General features: G+C 68.8%; 20 protein-coding genes and 4 pseudogenes. 5 read left to right on the top strand and 19 right to left on the bottom strand.

The window, feature by feature from the left end:
- Positions 1-96: 96 nt before the first annotated feature.
- From AB0N06_RS35135 to AB0N06_RS35125, 3 genes and pseudogenes are all read left to right on the top strand, one after another.
- A pseudogene (locus AB0N06_RS35135) lies at positions 97-1,491 on the top strand (FAD-dependent monooxygenase); the annotation flags it as partial.
- Positions 1,492-1,633: 142 nt separating this feature from the next.
- Positions 1,634-1,841 (top strand): annotated as a pseudogene (locus AB0N06_RS35130) (IS5/IS1182 family transposase); the annotation flags it as partial.
- Between the two features lie 748 nt (positions 1,842-2,589).
- Entirely contained in the window at positions 2,590-2,985 is a 396-nt protein-coding gene (locus AB0N06_RS35125) for an amidohydrolase family protein (RefSeq protein WP_366138747.1), read from the top strand.
- A 449-nt stretch (positions 2,986-3,434) separates the two neighbouring features.
- Here AB0N06_RS35125 and AB0N06_RS35120 read toward each other — a convergent pair whose 3' ends face one another.
- From AB0N06_RS35120 to AB0N06_RS35030, 19 genes and pseudogenes are all read right to left on the bottom strand, one after another.
- Positions 3,435-3,884, bottom strand: coding sequence for an ester cyclase (locus AB0N06_RS35120; protein WP_366138746.1), 450 nt, complete (start codon positions 3,882-3,884; stop codon positions 3,435-3,437).
- Positions 3,885-4,340: 456 nt separating this feature from the next.
- Positions 4,341-4,820: a hypothetical protein gene (locus tag AB0N06_RS35115; RefSeq protein ID WP_366138745.1), complete on the bottom strand. Its 480-nt coding sequence runs from the start codon at positions 4,818-4,820 to the stop codon at positions 4,341-4,343.
- Between the two features lie 91 nt (positions 4,821-4,911).
- Complete coding sequence (locus tag AB0N06_RS35110; protein WP_366138744.1) at positions 4,912-5,454, bottom strand: hypothetical protein; 543 nt, start codon at positions 5,452-5,454, stop codon at positions 4,912-4,914.
- A 54-nt stretch (positions 5,455-5,508) separates the two neighbouring features.
- Complete coding sequence (locus AB0N06_RS35105; protein WP_366138743.1) at positions 5,509-5,751, bottom strand: AlkA N-terminal domain-containing protein; 243 nt, start codon at positions 5,749-5,751, stop codon at positions 5,509-5,511.
- Complete coding sequence (locus AB0N06_RS35100) at positions 5,748-6,359, bottom strand: DNA-3-methyladenine glycosylase I (RefSeq protein WP_366138742.1); 612 nt, start codon at positions 6,357-6,359, stop codon at positions 5,748-5,750. Before AB0N06_RS35100 ends, AB0N06_RS35105 begins: the two co-directional genes overlap by 4 nt.
- Before the next feature lie 36 nt (positions 6,360-6,395).
- Positions 6,396-7,064 (bottom strand): alpha-ketoglutarate-dependent dioxygenase AlkB, encoded by a 669-nt coding sequence (locus AB0N06_RS35095; RefSeq protein ID WP_366138741.1) that lies wholly within the window; start codon positions 7,062-7,064, stop codon positions 6,396-6,398.
- Complete coding sequence (locus AB0N06_RS35090; RefSeq protein ID WP_366138740.1) at positions 7,061-7,582, bottom strand: hypothetical protein; 522 nt, start codon at positions 7,580-7,582, stop codon at positions 7,061-7,063. Before AB0N06_RS35090 ends, AB0N06_RS35095 begins: the two co-directional genes overlap by 4 nt.
- A complete protein-coding gene (locus AB0N06_RS35085; protein ID WP_366138739.1) occupies positions 7,570-7,845 on the bottom strand; it encodes an Ada metal-binding domain-containing protein in 276 nt (91 codons plus the stop codon). Before AB0N06_RS35085 ends, AB0N06_RS35090 begins: the two co-directional genes overlap by 13 nt.
- Positions 7,842-8,594 (bottom strand): 2OG-Fe(II) oxygenase, encoded by a 753-nt coding sequence (locus AB0N06_RS35080; RefSeq protein WP_366138738.1) that lies wholly within the window; start codon positions 8,592-8,594, stop codon positions 7,842-7,844. The genes AB0N06_RS35085 and AB0N06_RS35080 overlap by 4 nt, the downstream gene beginning before the upstream one ends.
- Positions 8,591-9,217 (bottom strand): methylated-DNA--[protein]-cysteine S-methyltransferase, encoded by a 627-nt coding sequence (locus AB0N06_RS35075; RefSeq protein WP_366138737.1) that lies wholly within the window; start codon positions 9,215-9,217, stop codon positions 8,591-8,593. The genes AB0N06_RS35080 and AB0N06_RS35075 overlap by 4 nt, the downstream gene beginning before the upstream one ends.
- Entirely contained in the window at positions 9,214-9,705 is a 492-nt protein-coding gene (locus tag AB0N06_RS35070) for a sigma-70 family RNA polymerase sigma factor (protein WP_366138736.1), read from the bottom strand. The genes AB0N06_RS35075 and AB0N06_RS35070 overlap by 4 nt, the downstream gene beginning before the upstream one ends.
- 47 nt (positions 9,706-9,752) lie before the next feature.
- The gene (locus tag AB0N06_RS35065; RefSeq protein WP_366138735.1) at positions 9,753-10,265 is read right to left on the bottom strand and encodes a methylated-DNA--[protein]-cysteine S-methyltransferase; all 513 of its coding nucleotides are present in this window, start codon (positions 10,263-10,265) and stop codon (positions 9,753-9,755) included.
- 56 nt (positions 10,266-10,321) lie between these two features.
- Positions 10,322-10,765 (bottom strand): adenylyltransferase/cytidyltransferase family protein, encoded by a 444-nt coding sequence (locus AB0N06_RS35060; RefSeq protein ID WP_366138734.1) that lies wholly within the window; start codon positions 10,763-10,765, stop codon positions 10,322-10,324.
- A gap of 189 nt (positions 10,766-10,954) precedes the next feature.
- Positions 10,955-11,296 carry a hypothetical protein gene (locus tag AB0N06_RS35055; RefSeq protein ID WP_366138733.1) on the bottom strand — a complete coding sequence of 114 codons (342 nt, stop codon included), beginning with the start codon at positions 11,294-11,296 and terminating at the stop codon, positions 10,955-10,957.
- Between the two features lie 175 nt (positions 11,297-11,471).
- A pseudogene (locus AB0N06_RS35050) lies at positions 11,472-11,660 on the bottom strand (MFS transporter); the annotation flags it as partial.
- The gene (locus AB0N06_RS35045; RefSeq protein WP_366138732.1) at positions 11,654-11,866 is read right to left on the bottom strand and encodes a transposase; all 213 of its coding nucleotides are present in this window, start codon (positions 11,864-11,866) and stop codon (positions 11,654-11,656) included. The gene AB0N06_RS35045 and the pseudogene AB0N06_RS35050, both read right to left, overlap by 7 nt.
- Before the next feature lie 227 nt (positions 11,867-12,093).
- Positions 12,094-12,222 carry a hypothetical protein gene (locus AB0N06_RS35040; protein WP_366138731.1) on the bottom strand — a complete coding sequence of 43 codons (129 nt, stop codon included), beginning with the start codon at positions 12,220-12,222 and terminating at the stop codon, positions 12,094-12,096.
- Positions 12,223-12,370: 148 nt separating this feature from the next.
- Entirely contained in the window at positions 12,371-13,114 is a 744-nt protein-coding gene (locus AB0N06_RS35035) for a class I SAM-dependent methyltransferase (RefSeq protein ID WP_366138730.1), read from the bottom strand.
- 135 nt (positions 13,115-13,249) lie between these two features.
- Positions 13,250-13,762, bottom strand: a complete 513-nt coding sequence (locus AB0N06_RS35030) for an Lrp/AsnC family transcriptional regulator (RefSeq protein ID WP_366138729.1) — start codon at positions 13,760-13,762, stop codon at positions 13,250-13,252.
- Between AB0N06_RS35030 and AB0N06_RS35025 the strand changes: the two are divergent.
- Positions 13,689-14,261 (top strand): annotated as a pseudogene (locus AB0N06_RS35025) (winged helix-turn-helix domain-containing protein). The gene AB0N06_RS35030 and the pseudogene AB0N06_RS35025 overlap by 74 nt on opposite strands.
- Positions 14,177-14,743 (top strand): transposase, encoded by a 567-nt coding sequence (locus tag AB0N06_RS35020; protein ID WP_366138748.1) that lies wholly within the window; start codon positions 14,177-14,179, stop codon positions 14,741-14,743. The pseudogene AB0N06_RS35025 and the gene AB0N06_RS35020 overlap by 85 nt, the downstream one beginning before the upstream one ends.
- Positions 14,744-14,853: the final 110 nt, after the last annotated feature.

The following is a 14,853-nucleotide window of genomic DNA, read 5'->3' as shown; positions in this document are numbered from 1 at the left end:
CCCTTGTACGACGGCGGCGTACTACCCACGGACAACTCCTCCCAGCATGACCCACCAGAAGATCATCCCACCCGGTCAGTCAACGTGACAGTGCCCCGAGGCATGCTGCCCGCGCTGGCCGAGGTGCAGCGGTAGGCAATGGACCGCTTCCAGGCATTCATGCGCGAACGGAACGGCGGGGACGGAGGCGAGGCCGCGGGCCAAGGCCTCGGGATCGTCGGGCACTTCGCCGGAATCATGCTGCGCGCCGACCTGGTCGACCGTACGGAGCCGGGCCTCGGCGACGCCGGACCCGCCACCGAGATCGCTTTCGTGGCGCAGCAGGACATCGAGCGGCTGCTCGGCGGGCATGCGGACGAGCTCGGCGTCGACGTGCGCCGAGGAGTGGAGCTGACCGGCTTCGACGCGAACGACGAGGCCGTCACCGTGCGGACCAGCCACGGTGCCATACGCGCCGGCTGGCTCGTGGGCTGCGACGGCGGCCGCAGCACGGTCCGCAAGCTCGCGGGGTTCGAATTTCCCGGTACGGCCCCGGAGATCACCTGTCACCAAGCGGTCGTGGAGATGACCGGCGCAGAAGACCTGACGGTCGGCTGGACCGCCACGGACACTGGGGTGTACGCCCACGGGCCGATGCCGGGCCGCGTCGTCACCGTGGAGTTCGACGGCCCGCCGGCCGACCGGGACGCGCCGGTCACCACCGAGGACCTCCAGGCGCGGCTGCGCCGCGTTTCCGGCGTGGACGTCGCGATCACCGAAGTGCGGACCGCGACCCGCTTCACCGACCACGCGCGCCAGGTCACCCAGTATCGCAAGGGCCGGGTGCTGCTGGCGGGCGACGCGGCGCACGTGCACTCCGCGTTCGGCAGCCAGGGGCTGAGCCTGGGTATCGGGGACGCGATGAACCTCGGCTGGAAGCTCGCCGCGGTGATTGCCGGCCGGGCGCCGGAAGGGCTGTTGGACACGTACACCTCCGAGCGGCACCCGGTCGGTGCGTGGGTCCTGGACTGGACCCGGTCCCAGGTCGCGGCCATGCGCCCGGACCCGCAGTCCCGGGCCCTGCGCGAGATCGTCAGCGACCTGGCGGGGACGGTCGTGGGCACCACGTACCTCACGGCGCGGCTCAACGGTGGCGGGGTGCGGTACGAGCTGCCGGGCGAGCACCCGCTGACCGGCCGCAGCACCCCGGACCTCGAACTCACCGACAGCGGCCGCCTCGCGGACCACCTCCACGGCGGCCGGGCGCTCCTGCTCGACCTCATCGACGACCCGGAGCTCCGGGCCCTCGCCGCGGGATACGCCGGCCGCGTCGACATCCTGACGGCCGGCTGCCCGTCCCGCCCGGAACTGGCGGCGGTCCTCGTCCGTCCGGACGGCTTCACGGCCTGGGCAGCCGACGCGGGGGCGAAGGCGCCGACGTCGACGGCCGGGCTGGCGGAGGCGCTGGAGGAGTGGTTCGGAGTGCCAGAAGGTGCAGTGACGCCGGGCTGATCCGCCGCTCTGCTGACTGACTCGAACCACGAGCCGATCCCACCCACGGCCGCCGCACCCACCCGGTGTGGCGGCCGCCCGCACCCCAGTCCCGGCCCAGCAGCAGCCCAGAGCTCTCATCGGCCGCCTACCGCTCCCGGCGCGGCCGCGCCGCCGGCGCCCGGGCAAGCTCCACGCCGACAAAGGGCACGACTATGACCACCTGCGCCGATGGCTGCGCAAGCGCGGCATCCGCCACCGCATCGCCCGCAAGGGCATTGAGTCCTCCGCAGGGCCGCTGAGTCGTCGAAAGGACGGTGTCCTGGCTCGCCGGGTGCCGCCGCCTGCACCGCCGCTACGAACGCCGATCCATTCCCGGACACCGGCACCGGTGGGTTCAGCACTGCGGAGCCGGTGTCCAGGAACGGTGTTCAACAAGGGGGCAGGCGCCCACTGGGCCCGGAGTCCTTTACGGTGCGCTGACGCGCAGGCTGCGCGACGACCGCGGCCGCACGATCGACACCGAGTCCTGGGGCCAGGACCACCACCACCGCTAACCCCCGCCAGCGAGCAGCTGCCGCCCCACACCGGGCTGACAGCCCCGCCACTCACGCAGACGTGCGCCGGGACAGCCTGATCTGCCCGGCGCACACGCACGACCGCAGCGCCGCCTGTCCGAAGTGATGCTGGCTGAACCCTGCGGGACACGAACTCCTGCCCCCACGATGAGCCGGTGGCGCCGTATCGCCGACGCCCTCACCGTGGCAGGCGACAACCGGCGTGCCGTCGATCTCCTCGACAAGTGGATGGCATGAAGGATCCTGCCAGGGTGCCAAGGGTGACCGCGCGGGCGCTCCGCTCATGCCACCCGGCCTGGTGCTGCCTCGCTCGGGCCTTCGTGAGTGAAGGCCGCGCGGAAGATTTCCAGGGTGCGCACGGGGAACGTAGACGGGATTGCCGACGAAGCACCGCGGCAGGCGGTTCGGTCTCGATCAGCCCAGATGTCGAGCTGAAGATGGGTTTCGGCCTCCCGCTGACCGGACGCATGGCAGCCGCCGGGCCCAGGCCCACGCTCTCGGTGGATACGTTCCGTCCGTCGCCGGGGACCTGTTCTCCGCGATGCGCACGGCACTCGCGGTCCAGCGGGGCATCAGCGGCACTCAGAGCTCGCGCAGCGTGCTCGAGGCCGTGACGATAGGCGCGGCCGGCTCGATGGGCCTCGACCACCGGATCGGATCCCTAACGCCCGGCAAGCGCGCCGACATCATCCTGCTCCGCGCCGACGACATCACCATGGCTCCCGTCATCGATCCCGTCGCATCCGTCGTCTCATCCGCGCACCCCGGCATCGTCGACACGGTTCTCGTCGACGGGATCGCCGTGAAGAGGGACGGCGAGCTCGTCAACGTGGATGTCCGCGAGCTGATCGCGCAGTTGATCGCGTCGAGGGACCGCGTGGCCACGGCCTCCGGTGTCCCGCTTGACGGCACCTGGCGTCCGGCAGCGACTGCGTAATGCCAGAGACGAGGGGATGACGATGGCTATCACGACGATTGTGATGGTGCATGCGGATCAGCGCCTCGGGCGCGACAGGGCGAACGCGATGACTTTGGCGATCCCTTCGGGTTTGACTGTCGCCCCCTTCCAATAGCTCGAAGCCATTGCTCGTGTTCTTCTCGCGAGCCGGGGAGAACTGCCGGGAAGGCGGCAGGCGCACGCTCGAGGTCGGCAACACCAAGGTGAGCAAGCCGGCCATAGTGTGATGCCCACCCGCAAGCATATTCACTTAAAGGCATGGACCCGACAGCCAGAGAAAGAGTGAAAGAGTAAAGAGCATACTTATGAGCCATGCTGACACGGCATTATTAGCGTCACTGCTGACCGATCGGTCTCCCCTATCGCAACAGAAATGCCCAACACCCCTATGGTGTCGGGCATTCTGTTGCTGCGGAGGGAGCCGCAGATTACTCGGTGGGGATGATCCCGAGCTGCTGGAGGACCTTCACGCCGTCGTCGAGGCCGATCTCCTCGACGATGAGACCGTCGACGACCTTGAGGATGGTCGTGCCGGTGAACCGCATGGTCTTGCCGGAGGCCGCCGGCACGGATCCGATTGGCAGGTCGGTGAACTCGACGTCGCCGGTGTGGGTGCCGCCGCCCTCCCACTGGCCGACGACGTAGTCGCCCTCGGCGATCAGGTCGGCGGTGCCCCAGAAGTTCAGGTCCGGGAACGCCTCGCGGAACCGGGTCGCGAACGCGCGCACCTCGTCACGGCCGGCCATCGGCTCGTGCAGCGAGTAGTGGAAGTTGATGTCGGGGGCGGCCAGCTCGTCGATGACGGCGGGGTTGAAGTCCTTGCCCCAGAACTCAGTGAACCAGCGTCCGACGACTGCCTTGTTCTCTTCGACCGACATGGTGTTCTCCTTCTCTCGTGGGTGGTCGGCGGACAGTGTTGGCCTCCGACACCGAGAAGACGGAGCACTGGGCAGGAACGTGAGATCGGTTCAGGAATTCTTTGAGGGGCGGGACGGATCGGTCACCAGTCGGCGACGACACCGAGCTTATGTAGAAGATTTCCGACTCGGCGCCGAATACCCACAGAGCGATGTGGCTGACACAGCGGCCGTCGACGATCGCGAGGTGGGCGAGCCGGCTGCTCAACAGTGCGGAAGGTTCGTCTGGTCGCTCGTCGATGATCCGGGTGAGGTCGTACAGGCCAGGAGCCGTGATCGGTGTTCTCTGGTGCCTGGGCGCGAAGATGCCCGCGACCGCCGGGCGCGGTCCGGTCGCGGGCAATGCCGGAGCTGATGTTCCGACATCAGGAAGACGCGCAGGCGATGTCGTTCGTGAGATCAGGAGGACACGTGGGATCAGACGGTAACGACGCCGAGCACGCCGTAGAACACCCGGGTGCCGAAGTCGCCGTTCGCCCAGAGTCGGGTAATACCTGCGTTCGTCGCGAGGTCGAGGGCGTGAGCCTTCATCGTGGTCGCGAGGCCGCAATGGCGGACCATGGGATGGATCCAGGTGAGGCTGTCGCGGCTCGCGCCGTTCTCGATTTTGACGATCGAGAGGCCGACGCACACGTCGAGGTCCCAGGCCAGGGTGACGACGTCAGCGCCGCTGAAGCCGAGGTTGGTCAGCTGCAGCTCGTCGATGATCAGCCCGAGCGCGGTGTTGAACGAGCGGTCGCGGTCGATCGACCCGGAGCCGATCTCGGCGAGCCCGGTGAACTGTAGTCGCGTCGCGGCGCGAACGGGTCGGTGCCGACGATGAGGTCGTCGAGGTTGTACAGGATCTGGTCCATCTCTCCCGCTCCTCCCGGGCAGCCCAAGGCCCAGGTCGCTCAATGCCCTCTGCGGTTGCCGGTCGACAAGGGCACGCCCGGACGTCGCCAAGCCACCTGCAGACGTACGGCACGCGCGAAACGTGAGATCCGGGTCAGAGGTACGCCGCGTCGGTCCACAAGTGCAGCAGGGCGTACGACCGGAAGGGGGCCCACGCGGTGGACCGGTTGGCTGCCTGGCGCTGATCGAGATCGTGGGCCCGACGGGCGACGAGACCGCCGGGCGCGAAGGTGTCCGGGTGCTGCAGTGCGCGCACCAGCAGGTAGTCGGCTGTCCAGGGCCCGACCCCAGGGATGCCGAGCAGCAGCCGTCGTGCCTGGTCGGCGTCCAGCCCAGCGAGCAGCGGGCCATCGGTCCATCTCATGGCCGCCTCGTGCAGTGTCCGGGCACGGGTGCCGGTCAGGCCGGCGCACTGCTGGATCCGGTCCGCGCCGAGCCGGGCGAGGGTCTCGGCGTCCGAGAACGCGCGCAGCTCCCCCACCGGGTCACCGTGTGCGGCGACGAGCCGGCCGGCGAACGTACGCGCCGCAGCGAGGGAGACCTGCTGGCCGGTGATCGTCGTGGCGACCGCTTCGAACTCGTCCGGATGGCCGATCAGGCGCAGTCCCGGACGGCGTCGGATCAGCAGGGCCAGCATCGGATCCACTGAAAGCGATTGGTCGATCGTCGTCGTGTCGGCGTCCAGGTCGAGCTAGCGCCGTACGATCGCCACAGCTGCTGTCGTGTCGTCGATCGCGCCGTCGAATGCCACGGTCGCGCCGTCTGGGTCGAGTTGGATGTTCGCGGCGCCGCGCCGCCCGTCGACGGTGATGACCCGCTGGTAGACAGCGCCGTCGACCCGCTCCGCTCCGGGGATGGCGTGCGCGGTGAGCAGCGCGAGCGCAGCCGTGTGGTGGAACAGGCCGTTCGCGTCGAGCCGGATGGTGTTGCTCATGCGGGCCAGATGCCGGAGCTGCCGCGGCGGTGGGATCCGAGCAGGTGGGTGTCGATGATCCCGATGGCCTCCATGAGCGCGAACATGGTCGTCGGGCCGACGAACGCGAACCCGCGTCGGCGCAGCTCTTTGGACAGTGCGAGCGACTCCGGCGAGGTCGTCGGGACGTCCTCGAAGATCCGCGGCCGGGGCGTCGTCTCTGGTTGGAACGACCAGATCAACGTGGACAGGCCCATGTCGTCGCGGAGCCGGATGGTCGCGCGGGCGTTCTGGATGGCGGCGAGGATCTTCTGTCGGTTGCGGACGATGCCGGTGTCGGCGAGGAGCCGTTCGACGTCGCTGTCGTCGTAGGCGGCGATCCGGTCCGGGTCGAAGCCGTGGAAGGCGTCGCGGAACGCGGGCCGCTTGCGCAAAATTGTCGCCCAGGACAGGCCGGCCTGGAAGCCTTCCAGGCTGACGCGCTCGAACACCCCTTGCTCGTCGGTGACGGGCATCCCCCACTCGGTGTCGTAGTAGGCGCGCAGGAGCGGGTCGACGGATGCCCATACGGGGCGGGCGAGGCCGTCCTCGCCGATCACGACGCCGGGGTCATCGAGCTGTGCTGCCATCAGTTGCGTGTTCTCTCTTCTCGTGCCGGACCGGGCTCAGCCGTCGAGTCCGGTCATGCGCATGGTGATGTTGATCCGGCCGGCCTTCAGGCCGCAGCCGTCGGGCGCGGTGAACGGGTGCACCCGGGTCACGCCGTGGTAGGCGAGCCGGGACGCCCCTCCGAACACGAACAGGTCGCCGGAGCGCAGCTGCAGATCGGTGTAGGGCTTGTTCCGGTTCTCGGTGTTGCCGAACCGGAAGGTGCAGGCGTCGCCGATGGACAGCGAAACGACCGGGGCCAGGGAGCGCTCATCCTTGTCCTGGTGCATGCCGAGCCGGGCGGTGTCGTCGTAGAAGTTCACCAGTGCGGTGTCCGGCGTGTACGCAGCGACCCGGGCGTCGGTGTAGCCGGCTTCTTTCAGCGCGCGGCGGCCGAGGAGCACCATCCAGTCGGGGAACGGCAACACGCGTGCGCCGTTCACGTCGGTCGCTTCCCGGGTGTACTGGTACGGCTGCCAGTGCCAGCCCAGACACACGGTCCGCACCGACATCTCGTGACCGCGGACCTTCGCAGCGCGAATCGGCACAGGACCTGCAGCCCACTGGTGGAACTGTCCGACGATCCTTTCCTGCTGGTCGAGGGTGAGCCAGCCAGGGACCAGGACGGCGTCGGGGCCGGGGCGGCTCAGGTCACCGGGCTCCAGGTCGGGCGTGAAGAGCGTCATGGCCGGTTCCTCCCGTCGAAGACGATGTCCTCGCCGGTGCCGAGGTGCCAGGGCTCGCCGTGACGGGTGACGCCGGCGATGCCGGGCAGGTTGTGGAGCCCGACGAGGTCGAGCGTGCGGCGGTCGGAGACGGCTCCGGTCAGGAGCGTGTGGGCCGGCTGCCACGGCGTGGACCAGAGCAGTCGCCGGGTCATCTGTGTCCAGCCTTGCGGCGGGCCGAGCATGATCCACACGTCGGCGTCGGCGGCGGCGAACCGGGTTGCCTGCCGCAGCCACGACGCTGCAGTCTCGGGCCAGGTCAACTCGAGCGCGACGTCGCCTCCTGTCTGCTGCCATGCGGCGGCGAGGCGCTGCGCGGCGTGCGTCGCTCGCGGGTCGCGTCCGGAGCCGATCGCGATCGTCTGCGCACCGCGGGCCTGCACGAGCTCGACCAGGGCGGTCATCTCGACGTCCGTGAGTCCGGGGTCGGCTTCCACGGCGGAACGTCCGCGGAGCAGCGGGCTGGTCAGGGGGTCCATCGCTCGCCTCTCTCCTTCGCGGCCTTCCATGCCTGGTACTTGCCTTTGCAGCAGGCCCCGCATGGGCGGTAGCCGGCGGCGATCGCGGTCTGCTCGTCGGCGAAGAACACGCGGTGCTTCACGTACCCGCCCTTCGCGATCGCACGGAGAGCTGCAGGGCAGTCCGTCCGGCCGTAGATCCGGTTACCACAGTGGCCGCCCCACGCGCCCTTCGTCGAGGACTGGTAGGGGCGGCCGTCCGGACCGATTAATGTGAAGCTCATGCCGCGTCATGGAAGACGAGGGCGAGCGTGTGCCGCTCGCCCGAGCGGATCGCCGAGACGCCATGCCGCACCGGGGCAGCCGACCAGCCGCGCGCCGACCGTACCGGCCGGTCGCGCGTGGTGAACACATAGCCGTGACCGTGCGGGAGCAGCGTCGCGGTGCCGCGGGACTGCGCACGGGGGCGCTGTTCGAGCAGCAGGAACTCGCCGCCGGTGTGGTCGACGCCGGGCTCGTTGAGGTTGATCACGACCTGCAGCGGGAACACGAGGTCGCCGTAGAGGTCGCGGTGCAGCGCGTTCCAGCCCTTCTCACCGTACTTGAGCAAGATCGCGGTCGACTTCGTCTGTCCGGCCTCGTGGCACACCTCCAACCACTCGTCGAGCGTGTCCGGCCAGACGGCCTCGCGGCCGAGTTTGGTCCACCAGTCCCGGGCGATCGGCAGCAGCCGCGGATACAGCGCCTGCTTCAACCGTTCGATCGGTTCCGGGTACGGGGCCTGGAAGTACTTGTACTGCCCCTCGCCGAACCGGTGCCGACCCATGTCGATCGTGCTGCGGAACAGCGCATCGCTGGCATAGAGGTCCCGGAACTCCTGGGCCTCCTCGGGTGTGAGTAGTTGCGGCAGCAGCGCCCCGCCGTACTCGTTGACCTCCTCGGTCACCGCCGTCCAGTCGGCCGACTCGACGCGGTCGCGCCACAGGTCGGCCGGCAGGGTCTTCTTGGCGGTGCTGACAGTCTGGGTTTTCATGCTGCGGCCTCCAATTCCAGCAGAGTCGTCTTGGCTTCGAGGCCGCCGATGTAGCCGCCGAGGGTGCCGTCGGTGCGGAGCACCCGGTGGCACGGGACGACGACGGGCAGCGGGTTGGTCGCGCACGCGGTGCCAACGGCGCGGACGGCCTTCGGGTTGCCGACCATCTCGGCCATTTCCTTGTAGCTGCGGGTCTGCCCGTAGCCGATCTCCGGCAGGTGCTGCTGCACCAGCCGGCGGAAGCCGTGGGACAGCGACAGGTCCAGGTCGAGGTCGAACCGCTGCCTGCGATGGCCGAAGTACTCGTCCAGCTCACGCGCGGCCGTGTCGAGCCGCTTTGGGGCGCGCAGGATCCGGGGGCTGAGTTTCACCGCGAGGTTCTCCAGCACCCGGTCGTGGTCCTCGTTCGCGTAGGCGACGCGGACCAGGCCCTTCGGGGTCGCGGCGAGCAGCAGCTTCCCGACCGGGCTGCTGACGGTCGTGTAGGCGACGTCGATCAGGCCCTCGGCCTGCGCCGCGGCCTCCAGCCGACGGTGCAGCATCGTCAGCTTCTCGGCGTCGATGGGCGATGACAGGGCAGCGACCGCGTCGTCGTTCAGGTGGTGCTTCATGGTGTCGTTCATGGCTTTGCTCCTCTCTCGTTCGCGCCCGGATAGGTTCTTCTGAGGTTCTTCATCCCGTCGGCCGAGGCTCTTCGCGCGGCGTCGACGGTGCCGCCGAGTATCGCCGCGATCTCCGCGTACGACATCCCCGCGAGGTACTTGTACGTGATCGCCTGCCGCTGTTTCTTCGGCAGCTGCCCGACGCACTCCCACAGCTCCTCGTCCCCCACCCCGGGGACGCCCAGCGCGGTCGACGCTTCCGGCAGTTCCTCCAAAGGCAGCGGGTTCCGCTTCGCGGCCCGGTGTACGTCGATCGCCTTGCGCCGTGCGATCGTGACCAGCCACGCCTCGACGTTCGCTGTGTCCGGGAGCTCCGGGTAGGCACGCATCGCGGCGAGAAAGGTCTCCGACCAGGCGTCGTCCGCGTCGTGCACGCCCAGCAGGGAGCGGCACACCCGCAGGACTGTGGTCCCGTGAGCCTGCACCACGGATTCAAACGGCTGTTTCATGTCCATCGCATTGAAGTCGTTTCACGCATCGATTTCGTGAGATCCGGTCAGAACAACCGCCCGGCGACGACCGGGGCGGGCTCCTCGAGCTCGAGCAGGGCCTGCTTGCGCGGCAGGCCGCCGGCGTACCCGGTGAGCTTCCCGTTCGCGCCAAGCACGCGGTGGCAGGGCACGAAGACGCACAGTGGGTTCGCGCCGACCGCCTGGCCGACCTGATACGCCAGCAACTTGTCGCCGAGCTGCTCCGCGATCGCACCGTACGTGGTGCTCTCACCAAACGGGATCGTGGCGAGGATGTCCCACACGCGGTGCTGGAACTCGTTGCCAGCCGCCACCAGCGGGAGATCGAACTCGCGGCGGGTGCCCGCGAGGTACTCGCCCAGCTGCCGCGCGGCCTCCGCTAGCAGCGGGTCTGCCTCCGCGGGCACCTTGGTGCCGAAGGTCCCCTGTGCCGGGCGGCGGACGTGGTGAGCGAAGTACAGGCCGGTGACCGCGTCGCCGGCGGCGACGATCGTCACGGGACCGAGGGTTGTGTCGACCACGGTGTTTCTGGTGTTCATGATGACTTTCCCTTCTGTCTTGCCCCGTAGACGCGCGGTGACGGGTGAACGTGAGATCAGGCGGCGACCCGGCTCAGCAGCCGCTCCCGCAGCACTGTCGATGAGACGTGCATCGTGTACGGGAAGTAGACGACCGTGACGCCAGGCGCTGTGAATTCCTGCTCGTACGCGCGCCAGCTGGGCGAACCGTGCCAGTCGTCACCGACGAACGTCACACCGAAACGGTGCTCCTCCCAGGCCGCGAGCCGGTCCATCCGTTCTTGTGGGACGACCTCATCGACGCAGCGCAGCGCGCGCAGCATCGCCATCCGGTCCGCCAGCGGGATCATCGGCGTCTTGTGCTTGCGCTGCAGGGACAGCTCGTCCGTCGTCACACCGACAACGAGCCGGTCGCACATCCTGCGGGCCTGCTCCAGCAGCCGCAGGTGGCCGACGTGGAGCATGTCGAACACCCCCGCCGTGTAACCGACCAGAAGCCCAGGAGTCTGCAGCTCAGACACTGGGGATCAGCCCCATCTCCTGCAGCACCAGCGCACCGTTGGGGATCCGCAGCTCCTCGAAGAAGAGCCGGCCGCCCCCACACTCGTGCAGCTACAGCTCCCGCTGCGCCTGCCGGTCCAGAACCGCTGTGTCCATGGAAATCCCCGCCTCTCGTCTCTTTCGTCCAGGAAGTGAGCCCACGTGCCGGCTCATCGGGAAGACCCGTGGGAGAGCATGGGCGTGAGATCCGCCAGGACGGATTCAGCAGGCCGGACAGCGCGCCCGCGGCGTGCGCGGTAGCGGAGCCAGAGCACGAGCATGGTCGCGCTCACCGCCAGGTTGAACGCGTACAGAGCCCACGCCGGGCCGACCGGGAGGCTCGCGACGTAGACCCCGTAGAGCAGGTTCCCCGTGTTGCTGGGGACGAGGTTGCCGCCGCTATACGACGAAAGGTCGCGCGTGCGCACGGCTTTCGCGACCATGGGCAGCGTGGACGCGATGAACACGATCGTCGAGAGCGTCCCGGCGATGACGTCTATGCCGTCGAGCACGATGGATTCCTTCCAGGGCTGGGATCTGAGCCGCCGCCACGTCCGGCGGCCTGTGCCCTGTAGACGCCGGGACCGGCGAATCCGTGAGATCGGAAGATCACTCCGTCTCGTCCGTGGTGCCGCCCGCAGGCACAACAGCCCTCTGTCAGAGCTTCTCCCACGACACATAGACGAAGCCGACGGCCCAGAACGCGCCGGTGGCCAGCGCGGTCATCACCCGGGCGGCCAGGACGATGCCGAAGGAGGAGCTGAGGGCCGCGAGAACGTGTCCGAGGGCGAAGACGGCCAGGGCCGCTATGAGGGTCAGGCGTCGGGGCAGGCGCAGGGTGGCCAGGGCCATGGTCGGACCGCCGACGATCATGCCGAATTCTGGCTCTCCGTGTTCTGCTCGCCGCGGCTGTGATCGCGGCCGGCGTGTTCGTCGGCCTGGCGCACCCAGCTCCGTAGCGTCTCGCCGGTCACCCCGACGTCCGCCGCGACCGCCGCATACGTGCGCTTCCCGCCCGCCGCGCGGTACAGCGCGACAGCATCGTTCCTGAACTCCTCCGGATACGGAGACTTCCGTCCCACCAGGACACCCTTCCTCGGATCTGCAAGATCCATTGTCAGTGTGTCCACACTGCCGGGGTCGCCTCACATCACGATGCGTCGTTGCAGCTGCCCGAAGCGAAGGCTGCCATCGGCAGGGTCGTGCCGCTTCTGACGGGTGAGTTCACTCGGCAGGAGAATCACGTCGTGGGTGGTCTCGGAATCTGACCGCCAAAGGCAGGCACACGGAGGCGCTGGCCGTGGCTGCTTCACATGGTGCCGATGATCTCGATCTGGTCGACGGGTCGGGTGGTGAGGCGGAAGTTGCCGTTGGTGATGCGGGTGATGGCTTCGGTGGTGGCGTAATCGTCGGTGTCGTCGAGAGTCGTGGACGACAACCGCAATGAGTCGAGGGTTTTGAGCGCGGCAGCCTCGTCGACGGCCCAACGTGCGTGCGGCCCGGGGCGCACGGTCAGTTCACGCGACCGTGTGCCCCGGGCCGCGCAGTGGTGTGCGTGGGGTGGACCGCTTTGGGTAACTGGTCGGTCAGACGCGGTCCGGTGTTTGGCGCAGGACCAGGGAGACGAAGCCCCAGGTGTCTCGGTAGGCGCGTAGCCATTCGTTGCGCCGGGTGGTTGCCATCGTCAGCGCTTCGGTGCTGTCCGGGTGGGCGGGGTGGTCGAGGGCCCATGCGGCCAGCGAGCCCCAGCAAGCCCATTCGTAGTCGTCCAACTCGCGACGGGTGCTGACATGCCCATCGACAGGGGTCCATCCGTCGGCAACGACGCGGTCCACGGTGGTCGCCAGGTCGGTGAAGTTCCCGAGCATCTCGATGGCTTCCTGGGACGGGGGGTTGTCCCAGAATCCGTCACCGATCAGGACACGCCCACCGGGGGCAAGGTACTTGCGGGCCGCGGCGAGGGTGGGGAGCAGGCCGCCGAAGGCGTGCGCGGCTCCGAAGCTCAGGACGACGTCGAACGGCTGGGCGCAGGTGAAGTCCTCGGCCTTCATGTGGTGCAGGACCAGGCGCTTTTCGACGCCGAGGTCGGTCGCTGCGCTGCGGGCCTGGGCCAGGGCGTCCTCGGAGACGTCGACGCCCTCGGCGTGCAGCTGCGGTCGTGTGGCAAGGGCATGCAGGAGCCACTCCCCTGAGCCGCAGCCGAGGTCGAGTACGCGCTCGTTGCCGCTGGCAAGGCCGCGGTCCAGCAACCGGCGGACCGAGTCGTCGTCGAGCGGAGACTTGATCGGGTGCTCGGCATGGGCGATCGCGGACATCTGTTCACGGTTCATCGGCGCAGCATGGCAGGGGCATTGGTCGCACGCACCTCGTTTTCGCCCGCGCTCTCGGCCTTGCGAGGCAACCGCCGATCCACCGATGTCGCGCCCCTCGCCAGGCTTCCGGCACGGTCGTGCGCTGTGGGTGGATCACCGGGCCCGATCAAGGTGGCCTCGGCGGGTTCCTGCGTTGCCCCCGGCGTCGGTCAGCGGCTTCGGGGGGTAGGCGCGGAGCACGAGGGAGGTGGTGACGGGGCCGTAGCGGGCGAGTGCGTCGACGACTTCCTCCAGGCGTCCCGCCTGCGGGCAGTAGACGTCGAGGATGAGGCAGTCCTCCCCGGTGACTCTCAACGTGGAGGCGATCTCGGGTGTCCGGGAGGCGAGGTCCAGGGCGCGAGAGAGCTGGGCGTGCGTGGTGCGCAGCCGGATGACCGCGTGGACGTGCAGGCCGAGCGCCGCCGGGTCGACGACGGCACGGTAGCCGGTGATACTGACTTCGGCTCGTTGGGGTGAACCTTCTTGAAATTCCTGACGCGTTCGCCGTGGTGGCTGTATTCCGTGGTGTGTGAGGTATGCGGATGGGGGCGGGCTGACCGCTGCGGGTCGGCTGCGCCGTGAGTCGGTGCGGATGCAGGCAGCCGAGTTGTTCGAGCAGGGAATCAAGCCGTTGGAGGTGGCACGGCGTCTGCGGGTGAGCGGGAAGTCGGCCTACCAGTGGCACCAGTTGTGGCGGGAGGGCGGTGCGCTGGCTCTGGCCTCTCGCGGCCCGAGCGGTTCGCGGTGCCGTCTGTCCCCGCGCTGTCTGGAAAAGCTGGCAGCGTATCTGGAGCAGGGTCCGGCCGCGCATGGCTGGGTGGAGGACCAGGTGTGGACCGCGGCGAGGGTGGCCACGCTGATCGGCCGGAAGTTCCACGTCTCCTACAGCGTCTCGGGCGCGACGAGGCTGATGCACCGGCTCGGTTTCAGCCCACAGGTCCCCGCGCGGAGGGTCGCCGAGCGCGACGAGCAGGCCGTCACCACATGAAAGGAGGCGACCTGGGCGGAGGTAAAAGAGCCCGGGCGGCCTGCGGGGGCTACATCTGCTTCGAGGACGAGGCAGGCTTCACCCGACGGCCGCCCAAAGGACGAACCTGGGGCCGGCGCGGCCGCACCCCTGTCGTGACAGTCAGCGGCCGCCGCTCGGGACGTTTGTCGGTGGCCGGACTGATCGCCATGCGGCCCGGCTCCCGCACCCGGCTGTGCCACCGCCTGCGCACCCACCCCGCGGGCAGGGGCAAGCGCCGCAGCATGGGCGAGCGCGACTTCATCGCACTGATCGACGGTGTCCACCAACTCGTCAAGGCACCGATCGTGCTGGTCTGGGACCGCCTGAACACCCACGTCTCCCACGCCATGCGCGAGCTGATCGCCGAGCGTGCCTGGCTGACGGTGTTCCTGCTTCCCGCCTACTCGCCCGACCTCAACCCGGTGGAGTGGGTCTGGGCACACGTCAAGCGCAGCCTGGCCAACCTCGCCGTGGTCGCCCTCGACCGACTCGAGGCCCTCGTACGCAACCGGCTCCAGCGCCTCCAATACCGGCCCGACACCCTCGACGGCTTCATAGCCGGCACCGGCCTGACCCTCGATACCTCAACGTCACCCTAACCAGCCGAAGTCAGTAGCACCGACTTCGCACGCCTGTGGGACACGGGCATCGTCGGCGTCCATGAGTCGGACACCAAGACCGTCCATCACGCCGACGTCGGCACACTCAC

This window comes from Streptomyces sp. NPDC051020, from assembly GCF_040683105.1.
Taxonomy (GTDB): domain Bacteria; phylum Actinomycetota; class Actinomycetes; order Streptomycetales; family Streptomycetaceae; genus Streptomyces.
The sequence above is the reverse complement of the archived record's forward strand: the minus strand, read 5'-3'. Positions and strand labels throughout refer to the sequence as shown.